The sequence below is a fragment of the Bacillus sp. FSL R9-9410 genome (assembly GCF_038050385.1).
Taxonomy (GTDB): domain Bacteria; phylum Bacillota; class Bacilli; order Bacillales; family Bacillaceae_G; genus Bacillus_A; species Bacillus_A cereus_U.
In genome coordinates, this window is the sequence record NZ_JBBOTV010000004.1 from 109,109 (window position 1) to 127,228 (window position 18,120).

Genomic DNA, 18,120 nt, shown 5'->3' on the forward strand with positions numbered 1-18,120 from the left:
TTATAACACAATTAACACTTAATTTATTTTTAAAATGATAAGAAATGCAACTACGTTTTCTAACTAAATTAACTTTTTTATGTTTAAAAAACATATATAAAATTATATTTAAAATTAATTTAAGTATAAGTATAGAAAATAGAACATTTTCTACAGTTGTTTTACACTTTCATTTTTATAAAGTTTAATTTTACTTTCTAAATAATTTTGAATAAACTTAAGTTATAATAATAGGTATAAAGGTAATTAATAAGGAGTTGAAGAATAATGAAATTTGAATTGAATACAATTCATAGTGAAACTTCTTTAGAAAATATAGAAAAACAAAAACAAAATTTTGCAAACATAATTGCATTATGGAATCGTGATTATATAAATGAAGCTGAATTTAAAAAGGAAAATAACGAAAGAGAAGATTCATATACATATGAGGGATTTTCAGATGAAGAAATATTGTACTACTACTTAAATCGGCAAACACATTTTGACCAAGAAAAACGTATAAAGGATGCATCCAGGACTCTATATGCACGTGATCTAAGCCAGTTCTATTTTTTCATCAAACAAAGCACAGAATTTCTGCAGCAAGATGTAAAAGATTTTAAAAATGGCCAAGTTTGGAGAAATCTAAGAAAACGGCATATCCGTAACTATCAAAAGTGGCTATCCCAAGAGGCAATCTCCTATCAATCAAAAGAAAAATATAAAGCATCTACAGTTAGTAGGAAATTGGGGGTTATACGTTCTTACTTAAGATGGTTATATGATATTCAATATATCCAGGAACCTCTTCATGTGGAGATTCTTAGTACCACAGTAAACGAACAGCATAAACCCAAGCGCGAGTTATCCTATGAAGAAGTGAAGCAGCTGCTAAACTACTATAAGGATAACGAAATTAACTATGCGTTATTGTCAGTCCTGGCTACCACGGGATTACGTGTTGCAGAAGTAGCGCACGCAATGTGGAAAGACCTCGAATATGACGCTATACGTGAACGTTACTATTTAACAGTTGATACAAAGGGAGATAATGAACGGATTGTTTCTATTAATAAGGAGATTTTTAACCGTATCGTTTCGTTCCGAATACGTAGAAGATTGCCTGTAGATATCGAAAATATAAATGGTGGGACCATATTTCAAACGAAGAACCATACTGCTTATAGGGAAAATTATCTATCACAATATATTTCTAAGATCATAAAAGATACAAAATTGTCCTTTACGGAGAATATACGTATTACTCCCCACTTCTTCCGACATTTCTATGTGCAGTACTTATATGACTACAAGGGACTTGCACCTCATGTTATCGCAGCTGCAGTAGGTCATAAAAATGATCGGACAACGAAAGAAAATTATCTGAAGCAAAGATTAACGAAAGATAATGATGCAGGAAATTTAATTATGAATGATGAATTTTAATGTGCAATTAATACATAATAAATTCAACAAAGGACAAGATGAAACCAAGATCCTGGTTCGCTTGGTCCGTTTGAATTGTTTTCCTTTAAAATATCTCATACCTGATTCTCCTAGATGGGGTCACCATACATGCCCATCAACTTAAGAATGGACATAAAATGAACTTTCGTTCATATGGACGAAAAAACTCTTAAAATACTTTGTACCCATTAATAATGAACATGCCAAATAAACCTCAATCGGCCAAATTTCAAAAATTATGCAGATTTCTTTTGTCTTCTCAATCCATTATACTCATAGACAACACCCAAAATATCAAAGACTGTTTTCTTCTCATATCGGTGAGATTTCCGTCCATTCTTCTGTAGGAGGTGGAACAGACGGATAAGAGTCTTTGTTATTTCTTGGGTGTTTTGTTATATGGCTTGATACAAAATGTATAAATGATCTTGAATCATTCCAAGTGCTTTATATTTGCTTAATTCCTTTTGTTTCTTTTGTAAAATCAATTGTCGCATCTTAAACATAGTAGAAGAACATAGAAAAATGGCAATGAGCTTTCCATAAACATGGCATTCTAATCGCTCTTGTTTGATATTTTGCCAATGATGAATTTGAAATAAGGATTTCCAAGTCTTAAAAATGATTTCAATTTGCCAGCGGAGAGAGTAAAAATCATGTATTTGTTCCATCGGAACAATCTCCCAAGGTGTATTGGTAACATATATGTTAATGCCGGCTAATCTTTTGCTTTTCTCTGAATATGTAATGCCCTTCTTACTTTCTGTATACACTTGTTTTTTCATACGCTCACGAAGTTGTTTTTCAGTTAATCGATACATAATCACTCGTGTGAATAGTTTTTTATCCTTTCCAATATAACCGTCTGTTATTTCATGGACCTGTCCTGGTTTTAAGGTATTCATAATGTGTTCTAAATCAACTTTGGTGTACTGAGACTGTTTTTTTACTGTCCCATTTCGAAAGTATTCAGGAAACTCATTTTTGATATACACCATATTATTTAGTTTAAGCCGCGATATATAATACACGCCACGTTGGTCCATTTGATCTAAATCGTCCAGTGAATAATAGCCTAAATCCCGAATGCATAGATCGCCAGGTCGTAATGTCGCTAAACATTCTGTTCCAAAGGTCTTATCATTGTTTTTCCCCGGTTCAACTTGAAAATTTAAAAACTGTCCGCTATGTAAATCATATTCTAATTGAATCTTTATACCCGCTGTTTGTGCACAACCACCTGACCCAGGATACACACTAGCTAAATGTTTTGGCACTTGAAAAATCGTTGCATCTAAAATACGAATCCGTTGAAAATAGGTGATTGAAGAGCTTGGAATCACTGATATTTCACAAATTTTATTTTTTAATAATGTGGAGAAAATATGTTTTAAAAAGCAAACCGCCTTCTTATTGAAACGTTTATTTAGTCCTTCTGGACTCATAAGAGTTCCTGTAACAGCATGAAGTTGACTACACAGTCGAACTAAGGAATCACTCGCGACACGTTGACTAATCCAGACACAGATAATAGCTAAATCATGAACTGAAAATTTACGCTTTCGTTGTACAAAAGTTAGTTCTCTAGCAAGATTCTCTAAAAATGAGGGAGTAAGATGTTGATGTAACTCTTCAGCAAATAATTGTAGTTCACCTTGAATCGAAAGATTCATAACAAACGCCATCCTTTCTGTATATTTCTACAAAAAGAATAGCGTTTTTGAGGTCAAATTAATATGAGGTTATATTGGTTTAATAATATCCTATAAATAAATTCTCTTGTAGAGTTTAATTTTTGGGAACGGTATTATAATTTATAAGGATTATTTTTCGTTAAATTTTCCAATTCGTTTTCGAGGGAAAGCTTAAGACTTTTCTTTTTCTTTTCAATGGATGTGATCTTATGAAAAGTTAACAAAGATAACATAGAGAATAATTTATAATATATCTCTGTAGATCCGTTCTTATTGTTTGAAATAATTTGCTCCATAGTATAGAATCTCCTTTTTTAATACAGTCCTGTTTCTAATTTCAATACTTGGTTATTATTGTACCAATTTTAATTGAAAGCTTCTACATTACTAATTATTAATTCTTGAAAATTCACATTCTAATTCTATATTTACCTTTGACAGTACAATTTTTTTCATTTTGGGGATACTTCAAAATGTTAAGTTGATGGGCATGGGGTCACCATATCAAAAAAAGAAAATTGTACGTTACGATACAATTTAGACACATTTAAGTCAATACCCTGTACGCTAAGGGTAAAATAGACCTAAGTAAAACGTTGCAAAAATTAACATTTATGCAACACTTGCCTAAGGGTTGATTTTTATAGCGCTACAACGTTGCATATATTACGTTGCAAATTAAATCCTGAAAATGATACAAGATTTGTAGCAAAATAGAAAAATAGATTTACGCAACGTTAGGAGAACAAAAATGAATTACGCATATATTCGAATATCCACTCCACAACAAGACTATATATTTCAGAAAAAGGAAATTCTTGCATATTGTGAAACTAATCAAATTAAATTGTTGGAAGAATGTATTTTTGAAGAAAAGAAAAGTGGAAAAAATATGGAGAGGGAACAATTCCAAATTCTTATGGAACAATTAAATCCAGGAGATACATTTATTATATATAAACTAGATCGTTTAGGTAGAAATCTTTCTGATATGATTCGTACTCATGAAAAACTGATTAAAAATGATATTGGAGTCATTGCTATTAATGATAACATTGATACTCGGAAGAAAGATGACATGACTACTAAAGTAATGGTTACAATCTTATCTTTATTTGCTGATATTGAACGAAATTATATACTGGAGCGAACACAAGCTGGTCGTATGAAGTATGTAGAAAATGGCGGGAAACTGGGGAGAATGCCTAAAATCAATAAGTCTAAAACTGATTTGATACTTGAGTTACTTGATCAGGGAAAAACGAAACAGGAGATTGCTGATTTTTTAAATGTTGACAGAACTACTATTTATCGCACATTAAAACGAAATGATTATTAGGCAATTTATTGATAACGAGTACCATCTATGCTTCTATAGAATATATCCATTTCTAAAAAATTCACGTTCTTGCTTAAAGACTTTATCACAACAAAAGGAGCTAAACTATAGATATTAGCTCCTCTTATTTGCAAATTATTTAATTATAAAGGATACGATTACTAAAATGACAAGCAGAATTCCACCTAATAATTGTCCTAATCCAGAAGCCTCTCCAAGAATCAACAAATTGAAAAGATTCTTTCTTGTTTGGGTTTTTCCTACGAATGCATCATCTTTTTTCATTCTATATACGCCCCATAAGATTAATACCACTCCAAAAACGATACCGAATAATTTTAACGCCATTATATTTACCTCCACTTATTATACATATATTGAATTTTTTCTTAGTCATTTTTTATTTGCTGTTACAACTATGAACAGCACTTTCTTATCATTTTTAAAATTTATTATCACTTCTTATGATTTTATTATTACATTTAAACGTTGAAATGAACTATCTACTAACCTTACATAAAGATGACAGTTCTGTAAGATTAGTAAAACAAACAAGCTATCTACAAAAGCCTTTGTTTCTTGTTGTGGATACATATATCAAAAAATACTTTACACTCTCCGTTACGATTGCTCCATCTTTTCTTATAAGTAAAACAAATATTTTAGCAGCAAAATACTTATGATATTAGATAATCAACTTTATGAACTCATATTTTTATTGAGTCTATAGAAATCTTGCAACAAATATACAATAGTTATAAGAGCCATTAGACCATTAATTATAAGAGCTATTACAATCGATAATTCCATAGTAGGTAATAACATGATGCATAGTGAAACAATGGATGCAATAAAGGGAACAACTTGTCTTGTTCTTGTTATGCAAAATCCTTCGCTTTTTTTAAGCTGTGGCATGATTCTACCAATGATTAACAATAAAGGAGCGGTAGCCAAGATCCCTAACCATTCAAAAGCGCTTTCGATAAACCAAGGTAAAAATGGCATGGCTGAAGAAAATATAAATAAGTTCAGTACTAACAGAAATAATTGTATAAGAGATAATCTTATATGTATTTGTTGCATTTTGTTACACCTCAGAGAAATGTTTAAAAATAAAATGGGTCATACAATAGGCATAAGCTTCATAATATGACCCATTTTCACACATAGTACTTCACTCTTTATAAAGAGTGAAGGCTAATAAAAATCCGTTATTCTATTCAATTTTATTATATACTTACTTTTCCCATATCTTGGTAATAACTCCCTCATTGTTCGTTTCAATGTAGTAATCATGATTATGACTATAAACATAACCCTTGTAGTTTTGGGAAATTACACCAGTATGATCAGTATAATACCGTTTTCCGTCAAATTTATAAATTGTATTTCTTACCTTTTCTCCATATGCACGAAGGTTGTCACCTTGGGAGAAGAGATATAAATTGCCATCGATTTTATGAACACCTGTTACCTTTTCAGATTTATCATTCAGATAGAATGGTATACCGTCAATGTCAACAACCCCTGTCGGTAGTGCTTGTCCCTCTTGATTAAAGTAATATTTTTTTCCGTCAATAGTTTCATTACCATCGAAAGTATAGTGTATGCCACTCTTGAAATAATATTTTTTACCATCAATTTCCTTCCAACCATGATAGTTGGGTCCTTCTTCTAAGCTGTAATATACAAGTGCAGGTTGATCCTTTTTATCAAATAATCCAGGTAAAAAGATTTTAGAGACCCCATTTTTTCTAATAGAACCATCTTTTTCAAACACTACTTGTTTCTCATTAAAAGTAACATAAGTCTGGCTACTTAGTGCTTCTCCATTCAGACTAGAAGCCTTCTCAAGTACGCCTTTATCAGAAAAATGAAGCATTATATTTTGATCTTCTAGACGTAGTTCATTTTTATTGACTTGATAATCTTTAAAATAATAAATTTTACCATCGATTTCTTGTAAACCTTCTTTAACAAACACTCCAGTATGATCAGAATAGTTTTGATCTCTCCATGCTGATCTTTGCAAGGCACCTTTATCATCAAAGTGGTAGTTCTTCCCGTCAATCTCATGATCGCCATTAGAACCACTTGTCGACAATACTGCCCCATGATAATTCGGATGAAAATAGTATGTCTTCCCATCGATTTCTTTCCAACCTGTTAAGAAAACTCCATCGTGACCTGCATAATAATAATCAGAATCTCGATTTACCCAACTGTTTTTTATCACGTTCCCAGAAGAATCTTTTGCAGACCATTTCGTAGGATCTTTTTCATCAACTACTATCTGTATTCCATCATGATTCTGTTTCTCATTTTCTTTACCCGGATACCACTCTCTTAGCCAATTATGAATTTCATTGTTGTTTTTTGCAGTGAAACGAATCTCGGATCTAAAACTCTGATCATTACCAAATTGGGAAATATACTGATTACCAGCCAAACTTACTCCATTCTTGTTATTCAAACGGAACTGAGGGTACAGAACTTTACCGTCAAAATTGAATGGCTCAACCTCAACAAGTTCAAACAATTCATCATCACCAATTGAATCGGAGTATTGAAGCTTATTTCCTTCTTTTCCTGAAAGGTATTTTGAACCTGCTTTTACAAACACTTTATTTGAACCTTTTTTATAAGGAATAATTTGATAAGGTTTACCATCATTTAATGTAATAAATGGTAATGCAACCGGTGTTTCTAGAATCAGATTCGTATCTGCAAATACATTTTCTACTCGGTCATTAAAATCTGCAAGGGCTTTAGAGTCATTCGTAACATAATTAGAAAGAACTTCTTTACCAACCGGTTCTGAAGTAATTGTTCCCAGCATTCGTTTTTCTTCTGGTAGTTTCTTAAACAGTTCATTCTCATCAATACGAATATCAGGCAGACCGCTATTCAGATAAGCGTTTGGGAATGTGTCTCGTAAATATTTATCTGCTAAATTATTTCTACGACCGCTATTATCACTTTGTAGATAGTAGGTTTTGAAAGTTGCAAGTGCAACCCCCGTCTTCCCTTCATCTAATTGTTTTTGTGTAATATACAAAATATCATGTTTAGATAGTTCTGGTTCATCAGGAGTTAAGTCTACTATTGTACCAGTTTGCTTAATACGAATTTGTTCCCCGTGCTTTATCGTTTTATATTCAACTTTTCCATTTGGATAAACAAGTTTAACTTTCTTGCTAAAATTTTCATCTTTATAATAATCAAATACACTAATACCAAACTCTCCCTTTTGAAATGTAGGAGCTTTGTAAGCAAGGTTTTCATGCTCAGCATAATAATAGCTTTTTACATCGATTCCCTCTAACCATTTCCCAAACGGTTCTTTAATAAACGCATCATAGATACTTCCAAATGTTGTAACAATTGTTGCAAACGTATCAACATCTGCTTTCACCTTATTTTCCGTTAATGGACTTGGTAATGGGCTAGCGCTGAATAAAATCCCCATTGCAATTCCTACAGGTAGGACTTTTGGTATCCTTTTTTTGTATTTCTCATTCATAACGTCATTCCTCACTTTGTATATGTGTTTTTTCCTACTTATTAAACTGAATGTAATGTTCGGAAGTTCATCATAACTTAAATACCTTTCAAATTTCTTTCATAAATGTTACAAAAGTCTTTCATGAAATCACAAATAAATCAGACTTCTATTAAATTACTTAATATCGCAAACAAATTTTGAACTCTTTCATTCACTAACATAGAGGGTGTTACCAAACGAAAATTCCACTTATTTACAGTTATCCCCAGCGATATGACTCGTTCTTACCTTCTCTAAATCTTCGCGCAACTTCCCCTTCTTCTATACGTTCTATAAAACACAAAAACAGGTAATAGATTTCAACTCTATCACCTGTTTTTATTATTTCTTATTTTGCAAAATAAGCTGCACCAAAGTTTTCATTAAATCTCTTACACCATACAGAAACTGCACCGTATGTACTTACATCTATCTCATCAGGAATTTCATAGTTTTGATCGCCTTTGTTACCCTTTAATTTCCCTAATTCAATATAGCGATGATTCTTAACATCTTCATTATTTTTTAAGATTTTCGTAGGAATCAATACAACTTGAACATCTGGCCCGTTAGAAGTTACAAAATTGGTGAGTCGTAAAATACGTTTGCCATCCGATAATTGATGAATTGTTGCTACTCCAGTTGTTTCATGGACACCGTTCTGAAACTGCCCTTTGGTTCCTATTTGTTCTTGTCGTTGAGATTCTTTTGATTTTATTTCTGTTTGTGGCAATGCTTGATTCACTTGCTTATCAATAAATAGTTTTTCAGGACGGAATCAAAGCAATAAAATTTCCCCAACTATTATGAATCCCCCGATAAACAATACATATTTTATTTTCATAAAGTAAAGCTCCTCCTCTAACATAATGCTTACATGTATGTTAACAAGGAAGTCTATCATTTCGATAACATAACTATTACAAAAGTCTTGCAACGATCTTATTTCTGTTCTGAAGTAATGGGAAGAGTAAACCAAAATTCACATCCCTGTTTACCATCCGAACGATCTCGAACGCCAACTTCTCCTTTGTGCAGTTCAATTAATGATTTTACAATGGCTAATCCGATCCCTGAACCTCCAGATTGTGAACTTCTTGATGGGTCCGTTCTGAAAAAGCGTTCAAATATGCGCAATTTATCATTAAGAGAAATGCCTTCTCCTTCATCACGCAAAATAAATTTGACTTGTTGCCTTTGTTTATTTTCTTCTACAATCAGCTCGATTTTTCCAGATACAGGGGAATGTCGGATTGCATTGTGTAACAAATTACCGATAACTCGTGCTATTTTACATGGCATAATCCAAAGTCGAGGCAATGTATCAGAAACGTACAGTTGTAAATGGATATGTTTCTCCTCTAATAAGATAGAATGTGAATTTAGTACTTCTAGTAGAATGCTGTCCACATGTGATAAACTTGGATAAAACTCTTCTTGTCCAAGTTCTAACTTTGAAAGATCAAATAAGTCATTGATTAATCCATTTAATCGTTGTATTTCTTTTAGGATTGTCGTTATGTACTGCATTTTCATGTCAGGATCTTCAATTAAATTATCTTGTAATGCTTCTATCATCAATTGTATGCTAGCCATAGGTGTTCGTAAGTCGTGTGAAATATTCGCAATCAGCTCTGTACGTGCTTTTTCTCCTTCCTCTAACTTAGTAAACCCCTCTTCTAATTTTTTCGCCATCTGTTGAAAAGCTGTTGCTAATTCTTTAAACTCTCGTGGTTCTTTTCCTATTATATATATCGTTTCAAAATGTCTATCACTAAATTGTTTTGTTAATTCAATTAAATTTTGAATAGATCTCATAATAGGACGTGTTAGTAACCAGTAAAGAAAGGTTGAAAAAATCATTGCTATGATTGCAATTCCTGTTAATAACCGTGTTTGTTCCGGTTCAAGTAACATTTTCGTATCACTATACCATATAGCAACTACCATAATACTCGTGCTTAATAGATTCATCAGTAACAATTGATAACGTAATTTCATGTTTCATTTCCTCCATTTGAATCAAAGCTATACCCTATTCCCCAAACCGTATGAATCCAACGGTTCTTTGTTGAATGCTTCTCTAATTTTTCACGTAAACGACTCATTAACACCGTTACTGTGTTCGTACATCCTTCATACTCAAACTCCCAAATTTGTTCAAGAAGTTGTGAACGAGAAAACACTTGTTTTGGATGGGTGGCCATTATATAAAGTACCTCAAATTCTTTATTTGTTAACTCAACTTCACATCCACAAACAAGTACACATCTCTTCGTTGGATAAATCTCCAAATCTCGGAACTTTATTACTTCTGATACGGGTTCTTTCGTTTCTATAATTGTCTGATTTCCTCTTCTTAATATAATTTGAATCCTTAGTACTAATTCGCGAGGTGAAAACGGCTTTGTTACATAATCATCTGCTCCCATTGTTAAACCCAAAATTCGATCTCTTTCTTCTGCCCTAGCGGTTAACATAATAATAGGAACATTAGATTGTTGACGAATTTCCTCGCATAGTTCCCAGCCATCTTTTTTCGGCATCATCAGATCTAAAATGATTAAATCTGGTTGATATTGCTGAAATATATACCAACCCTCTGTTCCATTTACAGCTGTATATACTTCATACCCGTCCCTTTCTAAGTACCGTTTGCATATTTCTCGGATATTGTCTTCATCTTCTATTATTGCAATTCTTTTTTTCATTCGTAAAATCTCCTCGGTTCTTTTATTGATAGCGAAAAAATATTTCTCTTATTTCCTCTTAAAGAATACATAAGTTATTCATATAAACGTAACAGAATATTATTGCCAATTGATAATAAAACACATTGAACGTACATTCAATAGAAATCATAATTATATACGCCAAATGGTCATTTTAACACAAGAATACTGTATGCTTAATAGTTCATCAATCCAAGTAAACTCTGTGATTTTTGCCCATGTTTCATAATCTTTGATAGCTTTAATAAGGTCTTCATGATCTCGTTCTGGTTTACTTAAAACGTAAGTAATAATTTTTACATTACTCATAATTGCACTTCCGTACATCAAATATATTCTACAAAAATACCTAATCCGCTGTGGCAGGAATTATTTTCTTTCCGATCCCATTTGTTTTAAATGTTTTTTTCATTTTTATTGTCCTCTCTTAGTACGATTTTTCACTTTTGAATAATTTAAAATCAATGTTCTAAAGTTCATGTTACTTTAAACATCTTTCATATCTCTTTCATAAATGTTACAGAAGTCTTTCATTGGTTATAAGTTGTAATAGCTGAAGTTTAAAACATCAATGTTAGGAAATTAAAATATGTGTCAAAAATATGAATTGAAAATACGATAGTTTTAGGAGTACTCGTCGTTGTACACATTACGAAGAAGAGCAAAGTATCTGAGTTTGTCATATTGTTTATAAAGATGAGGAATCACGTAACAAACTTGCAGAACATCCTCATTTGGACTTTATGATTGGAGGAACAATTAATGTACAGAAAATAAGAGACAATTGGGATGATCTACTACGATTAAACAGCTCTGTTCGCAATGGAACAGTAACAGCTTCTCTGATTCTAAAAAAACTTGCATCATATCCTCGGCAGAATAGTTTATCTGTAGCGTTACGTGAAATAGGACGAGTAGAAAGAACTTTATATACATTAGAATGGTTGCAGAGTCCTGAACTGAGAAGACGTGTTCATGTTGGATTAAATAAAGGAGAAGCGAAAAATGCCCTTGCACGAGCTGTATTCTTTAATCGTTTAGGGGAAATTCGTGATCGTTCTTATGAAGACCAATTACATAGAGCAAGTGGTTTGCAACTTCTTATTTCGGCTATTGTATTATGGAATACAGTGTATATATCAAAGGCTTTACGTGCAAAAGGAGTGGATATTACAGAAGAATATTTACAGTACATATCTCCACTTGGTTGGGAACATATCACGTTAACAGGTGATTATGTATGGAACTTAAACCAAAAAACAAATTTTAATAATCTACGGCCACTGCGAGAAAAAATTCCGTGAAGAAGCCATAATATGAACAACCGATTCCTTAGCGTACAGGGAATCGGTTGATTTGTGTCTAAAATGTGTTTAAACGTACAATTTTCTTTTTTTGATATGGTGACCCCATGCCCATCAACTTAAGAAAAGTAAACACCCCCAAAACAAAAAAATGAGCTGACTTCTCAAAATAACTAACTGTAGAGAAAGAAAATTTTCATTTAGGGGGTACTTCAAAACCTTAGCTTGATAGCGATGTGACGGTACCCCTAAACGTATCATTTATTTTCACTTAAAAATTCCAGAACTTTGTTAAAGGTTTCTAAACCTGCTGGAGTATTCATTTTAAATTGAAATTCATGTGCTAACTCACCAGAAATATTTTTATCAAAGAAAAGACTATCTACAGGCACTCCTTTATTTTGTAAAGCAGAAGCCAATGCTTTACCTTGCTCTTCGAATGATCCAGTGTTCCCATCTGTGATAAATGCTGGTGGATAATTTTTTGTAACATGATTTAAAATCGAAGCTATTTTTACTTCTGATGATCCTTCCCAATTTTTTTTGCCCAAATAAGCCCAACCAGTGGTACGCATAAAATCTTGTATTTCTTTAGTTGATTCTATCTTAGCTAATTCAGACATATTATATGGACCGCAAAATAGCAGTACGCCCTTTATTGTAGAAGGATCAACAATAGCGTCAATCTTTGTTAATTTTGCATACTCTTCAGATGTCTGAATATTAACGAATTGACCAGATATTTGTGCTCCAGCAGAATCTCCTGCAAAATAAACACGATCTAGTTTTAAATCATATTTCTTTGCATTTTTTTTTATGTATTCATAAGCTTCACCTAGTTGGAGTACTGGCGTAGGATATTCTCTTTTAGGAGCAAGAGCATAGTTTATATTCACCACTGTATAACCACGAGCAGCTAATTCTACCGCATACCCAGTAATATCTGATTTATCTCCCCCCACAAATCCACCTCCATGTACCCAAAAAATAACAGGAGTTTTTTCTGTATGATTTTTCGGATAAACGATGTCCAATGTCCCATCTGGAAATTTAGATTTATAATTGATATCTCTAACGATTCTTGTTTCTTTTAAGGCATTGTCATAGTTATCCGATTGAACAAATGTTCCTCCTTCAAAAGCTTTTTTAATCAAAAATGCCTTTGGATCTGGTGAAAGATTCCAATAACTGACTCCCACAAGAGCCAATCCGAAAACTACTATAAGAGATATAAGCATTCTTTTTTTCCATATCCTTTTAGATTTTGGTTTTGCTATTTTCATTTTAAAAGTATCTCCCTTCCTTATTTGGCTATTACCTTAAATTATCTCTTAATAAAAAGAATATAACAGATTTATCAAATGCTAAAGTAGAATATTATGAAATTTATGTTTCTTTATTCCATATATAACTTATATTAATTAAAAAGAACTTTCCCAATGACCATAACTAATACTCACTATAAACCCTTCTGCATGCGATGTCTTAAGTACGTTTCTTTACAATTCCTTTTCTGTATTAACATATATATCCAATTCAGTTTCCTTAAAAAGAACAGAAAACTTTGAATTTTGAATAGAGTCACGATTTTTGTAAGAAAGACGCGAAGTTTTCACTATACCCAGGTATAAAAAAACGTTATTCTTTCTAAACAAGCTAGCTCAGAAAGGATGACGTTTTTTATGAATCTTTCGATTCAAGATGAACTACAATTATTTGCTGAAGAATTACATCAATATCTTACCTCTTCATTTTTAGAAAAGCTTGCAAGAGAACTTGGGTTTGTAAAGAGAAAACGCAAGTTTTCTGGCTCAGACCTAGCTGGTATTTGTATTTGGATGAGTCAACGGGTAGCAAGTAATCCCTTGGTTCGATTATGTAGTAGGCTTCATTCCGTTACAGGAACTCTTATGAGTCCAGAAGGACTAAATAAACGTTTCAATAAAAAAGCTGTTTGCTTTTTAAAACATATTTTCTCTGCATTATTAAAAAATGAAATTTGTGAAAAATCAGTAATTCCAAGTTCTTCACTAACCTATTTTCAACGAATTCGTATTTTAGATGCAACCATTTTCCAAGTACCGAAAGATTTAGCTAGTGTGTATCCAAGTTCAGGGGATTGTGCACAAACAGCGGGTATAAAAATTCAACTAGAATATGATTTACATAGTGGACAGTTTTTAAATTTTCAAGTTGAACCAGGGAAAAACAATGATAAGACCTTTGGAACAGAATGTTTAGCAACTTTACGCCCCGGAGACCTATGTATTCGAGATTTAGGTTATTATTCGCTGGACGATTTAGATGAAATGGACCAACGTGGTGTGTATTATATATCACGGATAAAATTAAATAATATGGTATATATCAAAAATGAATTTCCTGAATCCTTTCGAAATGGGACGATAAAAAAACAGTCCGAATATATCAAAGTCGATTTAGAAAACATTATGAATGCTTTACAACCAGGGCAGGTCTATGAAATCACAGATGCTTATATTGGAAAGGATAAAAAACTATTCACGCGAGTGATTATGTATCGATTAACCGAAAAACAACTTCGTGAACGTAGGAAAAAACAAATGTATACAGAAAGTAAAAAGGGCATTACGTATTCAGAAAAAAGCAAACGATTAACTGGTATGAACATATATGTTACCAATACACCTTGGGAGATTGTTCCGGTGGAACAAATACATGATTTTTACTCCCTTCGCTGGCAAATCGAAATTATCTTTAAAACTTGGAAATCACTTTTTCAAATCCATCATTGGCAAAATATTAAACAAGAGCGATTAGAATGTCATGTTTATGGAAAACTCATTGCCATTTTTTTATGTTCTTCTACTATGTTCAAAATGCGACAATTGATTCTAAAAAAGAAACAACAGGAATTAAGCGAATATAAAGCAATTGGAATGATTCAAGACCATTTATACCTTTTGTATCAAGCCATACAACAAAACACCCAAGAAATAACAAAGTTCCTAATCCGCCTGTTCCACCTCCTACAGAAGAATGGACGGAAATCTCATCGATATGAGAAGAAAACAGTCTTTGATATTTTGGGTGTTGTCTATGAATATAATGGGTTGCGAAAGCAAAAGAAAGCTGCATAATTTTTAAAAGTAGGCCTATTGAGGCTTATTTGGCATGCTCATTTTTAAAGACATAAAATATTTTAAGCGTTTTTTAATTCATATGAACGAAAGTTCATTTTGTTTCCATTCTTAAGTTGATGGGCATGTATGGTGACCCCAAGTAGTCAATTGTGTTCTTGCTGTGGCTATAAAAACCAAGAAGTAAAAAATCTAAATCTTCGTGAATGGACTTGTCCAGAATGTAATAGCCATCATGATAGGGATGTAAACGCAAGTATCAACTTGCTAAAACTGGCCATGTAATTGGTATTCGCTATAGGGGCAGGGACTGCCCTTATAGCTTGGTAAATATAGATAGCTAATATCCAAAGAAGCCCCCATTTCAAACAGTCCACAAGGACGTTAAGTGGCCGGTAGTTTACCAAAGTTAGAACAGCATGCAACACAATTGAAAACGTGGTAAAATTAGCTAGCAAAAAACTCTTAACGTGTTTTTCAAAATACGAGGATGCCTCAATATAATACTTGTAATAAAAAACTACTATTCTCCGTGTTTCTCAGAAAATATTGCTCTTGCTAGTGAATTCATTTCCTCCCCTTTGTTTTATCCTTGTTGGTACTTTTCTACGAAACTATTACACGTTATCACAAGGGGATTCTCAAATAGCTCTCCCCCTGCGATAACGTGTTCATTCATATCGCTAAATGATTAATATCCCCAAATGTCTACTTCAGCTGCAGATGCAAAGCCATTCTGGCCATTTGTCACTTCTATTTTCACAAATTTCGCAGTAACAGGATTAAATATTGCCGTTTTCATATCACTATTATTTTCCCATGTTCCAAAAGATACTTTGTCATACTTAACGCCATCTACACTCGTATAAATATTGTAATTTAAAATACGGCCATTTTCCGAACCATCTTGTCTTGGCAGATAGTCTACTTTTGAGATCGTTTGATTTTTATCAAGCTCTAATGTTAAATTGTATGGATATTGATTTGCTGTCCAACTGCTATGCCAGATTGTATCTGTTTTTCCATCAATCGCCTTACTAGCCGAACCAGTTGATTCCTCACTATTTGCACTTGCTTTCATCGTGCTTTTAGGCAATAAATATGGTTTAACAGATGTAGAATCAGTTAGAACATCTACTTCTGCTGCTGAGGCATATCCAATATTTCCATTCGTCACTTCTACTTTTATATATTTTGCAGTAACAGGATCAAATTTCGCTTTTTTCTTATCACTGTTATTTTCCCATGTTCCCGATGATACTTTTTCATAATTAACCCCATCTACACTTGTATAAATATTGTAGTTTAAAATACGGCCATTTTGGTTCCCATCTTGCCTTGGCAGATAGTCTATTTGTGAAATTGTTTGATTTTTATCAAGTTCTAATGTTAAATTGTAAGGATATTGATTTTGTACATTCCATTGGCTATGCCAAATTGTATTTGGATTTCCATCAATTGCATTACTAGCTGGATCACGTGATTCCTCACTGTTCGCACTTGCTTTCATTGTTTTTTTCGACAATGCAGCTAGTGGTTTTATAGGTTTAGAGTCAGTTGCTTCCCAGATAGGAGCAACTAATGTCGGGTTATTCAAAGCTTCTACTTTTTGTCTTGTTTCTGGCGTTGCCTTCAGTCCCCATTGATCAAAGAACGGAAGTAAATTTTGTTTCGCTACTTTTGATGTATTGTATATAAACGCTTGGATTTTCTCTTCGTCTGTTTGAGGAAGTTGTTCATTTGGTAATTCCCTATATAGTTTGTGAAGATTCGGATAAAAATCTTCCCCATACGCTAAATGAAGCTGCCAAATCATAACAAGTTTCACAAACAAGTCGTCAATATTTTTGTAATCTTTATCCGTTTGTTTTAAATACGCAAAGGCTCTATCATAATCCCCCTCTTTTTCTAAACGTGTTTGTTGATCAGGGAATAATTGCTTTTGTGCAGCCAAAGAATATAGATTAACAGTTACTTCTCCCATTCCTCTAAGGTCATTCCACGTCCATGGGTGTTGTTGTCTTGCATGTCCCGCTTCATGCATTTGTCCCCATCCAAATGTATTTATATCTAAAGTACTTTTAATTGCTTCACCAGCAGTAGTAAATACGGCTCCATCCAAACTTGCATACATACCCCAGTCTTGTTTGTTAGGATTTTCTACAAAAGCCCAAATGCGCTTAGTTGAACGATGTAACGGATTAGAATTTGTTTCAGATAATCCCGATATCTTATCTTGTGCTTGAATCATTGCATCGTATTTTTTTAATAGAGGAATAGGATCTTGATTCACTATATATTTCTTAGCACTGTCACGAGTAACAGTAAGTACTGCTTTCTCTGATTTTAGTTGAACAGCATGCGCATCTGGATACTTGTCCATCATCGCAATCCAGTCTGCTTTCGTATGCTTTCCTAGTTCGAAAAATGGAACAGGACTGCCACCTTGTGTGACTTTCACCTTAACTGTTCCTGTATCTTGATGATTATCAAACCCTAATAAACCACCATTTGGAGAGGAAATAGTATTAGAACCAGGAGAAAGATCAATTTCTTTTCCCCATTCTTTATCATATTGATGTGTCCCAATAATCGCTCTAATCTTTTGCGTTCCCGATACTTCAATTGTAACTTGTTCATTTCGTTTTACGTAGATGCCTGTTGGCATATAGTTTTTTTGCTCGCCTCTTCTCTCTCTTTTCCCTTCATTCCAATAACTCCCCGTGGCTGGAAGATCAAACTCCCTCTGTTCATATTGATTTACAGTCTGTGTGGAAACTGTCTCAGCATGTACATTTAAATTATTTGGCATTATAGGTGTAAATAACGTAGTTGCTAAAATAGCGGATGTTGCAAGCACCTTTATTGGTTTTTGTAATCTACGATTCTTTCCTCTGTTCATATAGACCAACCTTTCTTCTTAATTTTTTTAATGAATG

12 protein-coding genes and 4 pseudogenes are annotated in these 18,120 nt (G+C 33.0%); 5 read left to right on the forward strand and 11 right to left on the reverse strand.

From position 1 onward, the window contains the following. Positions 1-267 precede the first annotated feature (267 nt). Positions 268-1,428 (forward strand): tyrosine-type recombinase/integrase, encoded by a 1,161-nt coding sequence (locus tag MKX77_RS29605; protein WP_341308615.1) that lies wholly within the window; start codon positions 268-270, stop codon positions 1,426-1,428. Positions 1,429-1,685: 257 nt separating this feature from the next. Here the strand turns inward: MKX77_RS29605 and MKX77_RS29610 are convergent. Together MKX77_RS29610 and MKX77_RS29615 are read right to left on the reverse strand one after the other, a co-directional pair. Beyond that, positions 1,686-3,122: pseudogene (locus tag MKX77_RS29610) on the reverse strand (IS4 family transposase). 134 nt (positions 3,123-3,256) lie between these two features. Beyond that, complete coding sequence (locus MKX77_RS29615) at positions 3,257-3,439, reverse strand: hypothetical protein (RefSeq protein ID WP_070129366.1); 183 nt, start codon at positions 3,437-3,439, stop codon at positions 3,257-3,259. 455 nt (positions 3,440-3,894) lie between these two features. Between MKX77_RS29615 and MKX77_RS29620 the strand changes: the two genes are divergently transcribed. Beyond that, on the forward strand, positions 3,895-4,482 hold the full coding sequence (locus tag MKX77_RS29620) for a recombinase family protein (RefSeq protein ID WP_341308616.1): 588 nt from the start codon (positions 3,895-3,897) through the stop codon (positions 4,480-4,482). Between the two features lie 135 nt (positions 4,483-4,617). Here the strand turns inward: MKX77_RS29620 and MKX77_RS29625 are convergent, their stop codons facing one another. From MKX77_RS29625 to MKX77_RS29655, 7 genes and pseudogenes are all read right to left on the reverse strand, one after another. Next, entirely contained in the window at positions 4,618-4,830 is a 213-nt protein-coding gene (locus tag MKX77_RS29625) for a hypothetical protein (protein ID WP_251227736.1), read from the reverse strand. A gap of 351 nt (positions 4,831-5,181) precedes the next feature. Next, on the reverse strand, positions 5,182-5,565 hold the full coding sequence (locus MKX77_RS29630) for a hypothetical protein (protein ID WP_341308617.1): 384 nt from the start codon (positions 5,563-5,565) through the stop codon (positions 5,182-5,184). Between the two features lie 154 nt (positions 5,566-5,719). Beyond that, positions 5,720-8,005, reverse strand: coding sequence for a cell wall-binding protein (locus MKX77_RS29635; protein ID WP_341308618.1), 2,286 nt, complete (start codon positions 8,003-8,005; stop codon positions 5,720-5,722). A gap of 370 nt (positions 8,006-8,375) precedes the next feature. After that, positions 8,376-8,870: pseudogene (locus MKX77_RS29640) on the reverse strand (DM13 domain-containing protein). Between the two features lie 98 nt (positions 8,871-8,968). Beyond that, positions 8,969-10,027: a sensor histidine kinase gene (locus tag MKX77_RS29645; RefSeq protein ID WP_341308619.1), complete on the reverse strand. Its 1,059-nt coding sequence runs from the start codon at positions 10,025-10,027 to the stop codon at positions 8,969-8,971. Beyond that, on the reverse strand, positions 10,024-10,737 hold the full coding sequence (locus MKX77_RS29650) for a response regulator transcription factor (protein WP_341308620.1): 714 nt from the start codon (positions 10,735-10,737) through the stop codon (positions 10,024-10,026). The genes MKX77_RS29645 and MKX77_RS29650 overlap by 4 nt, the downstream gene beginning before the upstream one ends. A gap of 153 nt (positions 10,738-10,890) precedes the next feature. Beyond that, positions 10,891-11,067, reverse strand: a complete 177-nt coding sequence (locus MKX77_RS29655; protein ID WP_341308621.1) for a hypothetical protein — start codon at positions 11,065-11,067, stop codon at positions 10,891-10,893. A 413-nt stretch (positions 11,068-11,480) separates the two neighbouring features. On the opposite strand from MKX77_RS29655, the pseudogene MKX77_RS29660 reads away from it, so the two are divergent. After that, positions 11,481-12,062: pseudogene (locus MKX77_RS29660) on the forward strand (Tn3 family transposase); the annotation flags it as partial. Positions 12,063-12,319: 257 nt separating this feature from the next. Here MKX77_RS29660 and MKX77_RS29665 read toward each other — a convergent pair. Continuing rightward, the gene (locus MKX77_RS29665; RefSeq protein ID WP_341308622.1) at positions 12,320-13,345 is read right to left on the reverse strand and encodes an alpha/beta hydrolase; all 1,026 of its coding nucleotides are present in this window, start codon (positions 13,343-13,345) and stop codon (positions 12,320-12,322) included. 399 nt (positions 13,346-13,744) lie between these two features. Between MKX77_RS29665 and MKX77_RS29670 the strand changes: the two genes are divergently transcribed. Next, complete coding sequence (locus MKX77_RS29670) at positions 13,745-15,181, forward strand: IS4 family transposase (RefSeq protein WP_341308623.1); 1,437 nt, start codon at positions 13,745-13,747, stop codon at positions 15,179-15,181. Positions 15,182-15,322: 141 nt separating this feature from the next. Then, positions 15,323-15,466: pseudogene (locus tag MKX77_RS29675) on the forward strand (zinc ribbon domain-containing protein); the annotation flags it as partial. A gap of 406 nt (positions 15,467-15,872) precedes the next feature. On the opposite strand, the gene MKX77_RS29680 reads toward MKX77_RS29675, so the two are convergent. Further along, positions 15,873-18,083 carry a M60 family metallopeptidase gene (locus tag MKX77_RS29680; RefSeq protein ID WP_341308624.1) on the reverse strand — a complete coding sequence of 737 codons (2,211 nt, stop codon included), beginning with the start codon at positions 18,081-18,083 and terminating at the stop codon, positions 15,873-15,875. Between the last annotated feature and the right edge of the window lie 37 nt (positions 18,084-18,120).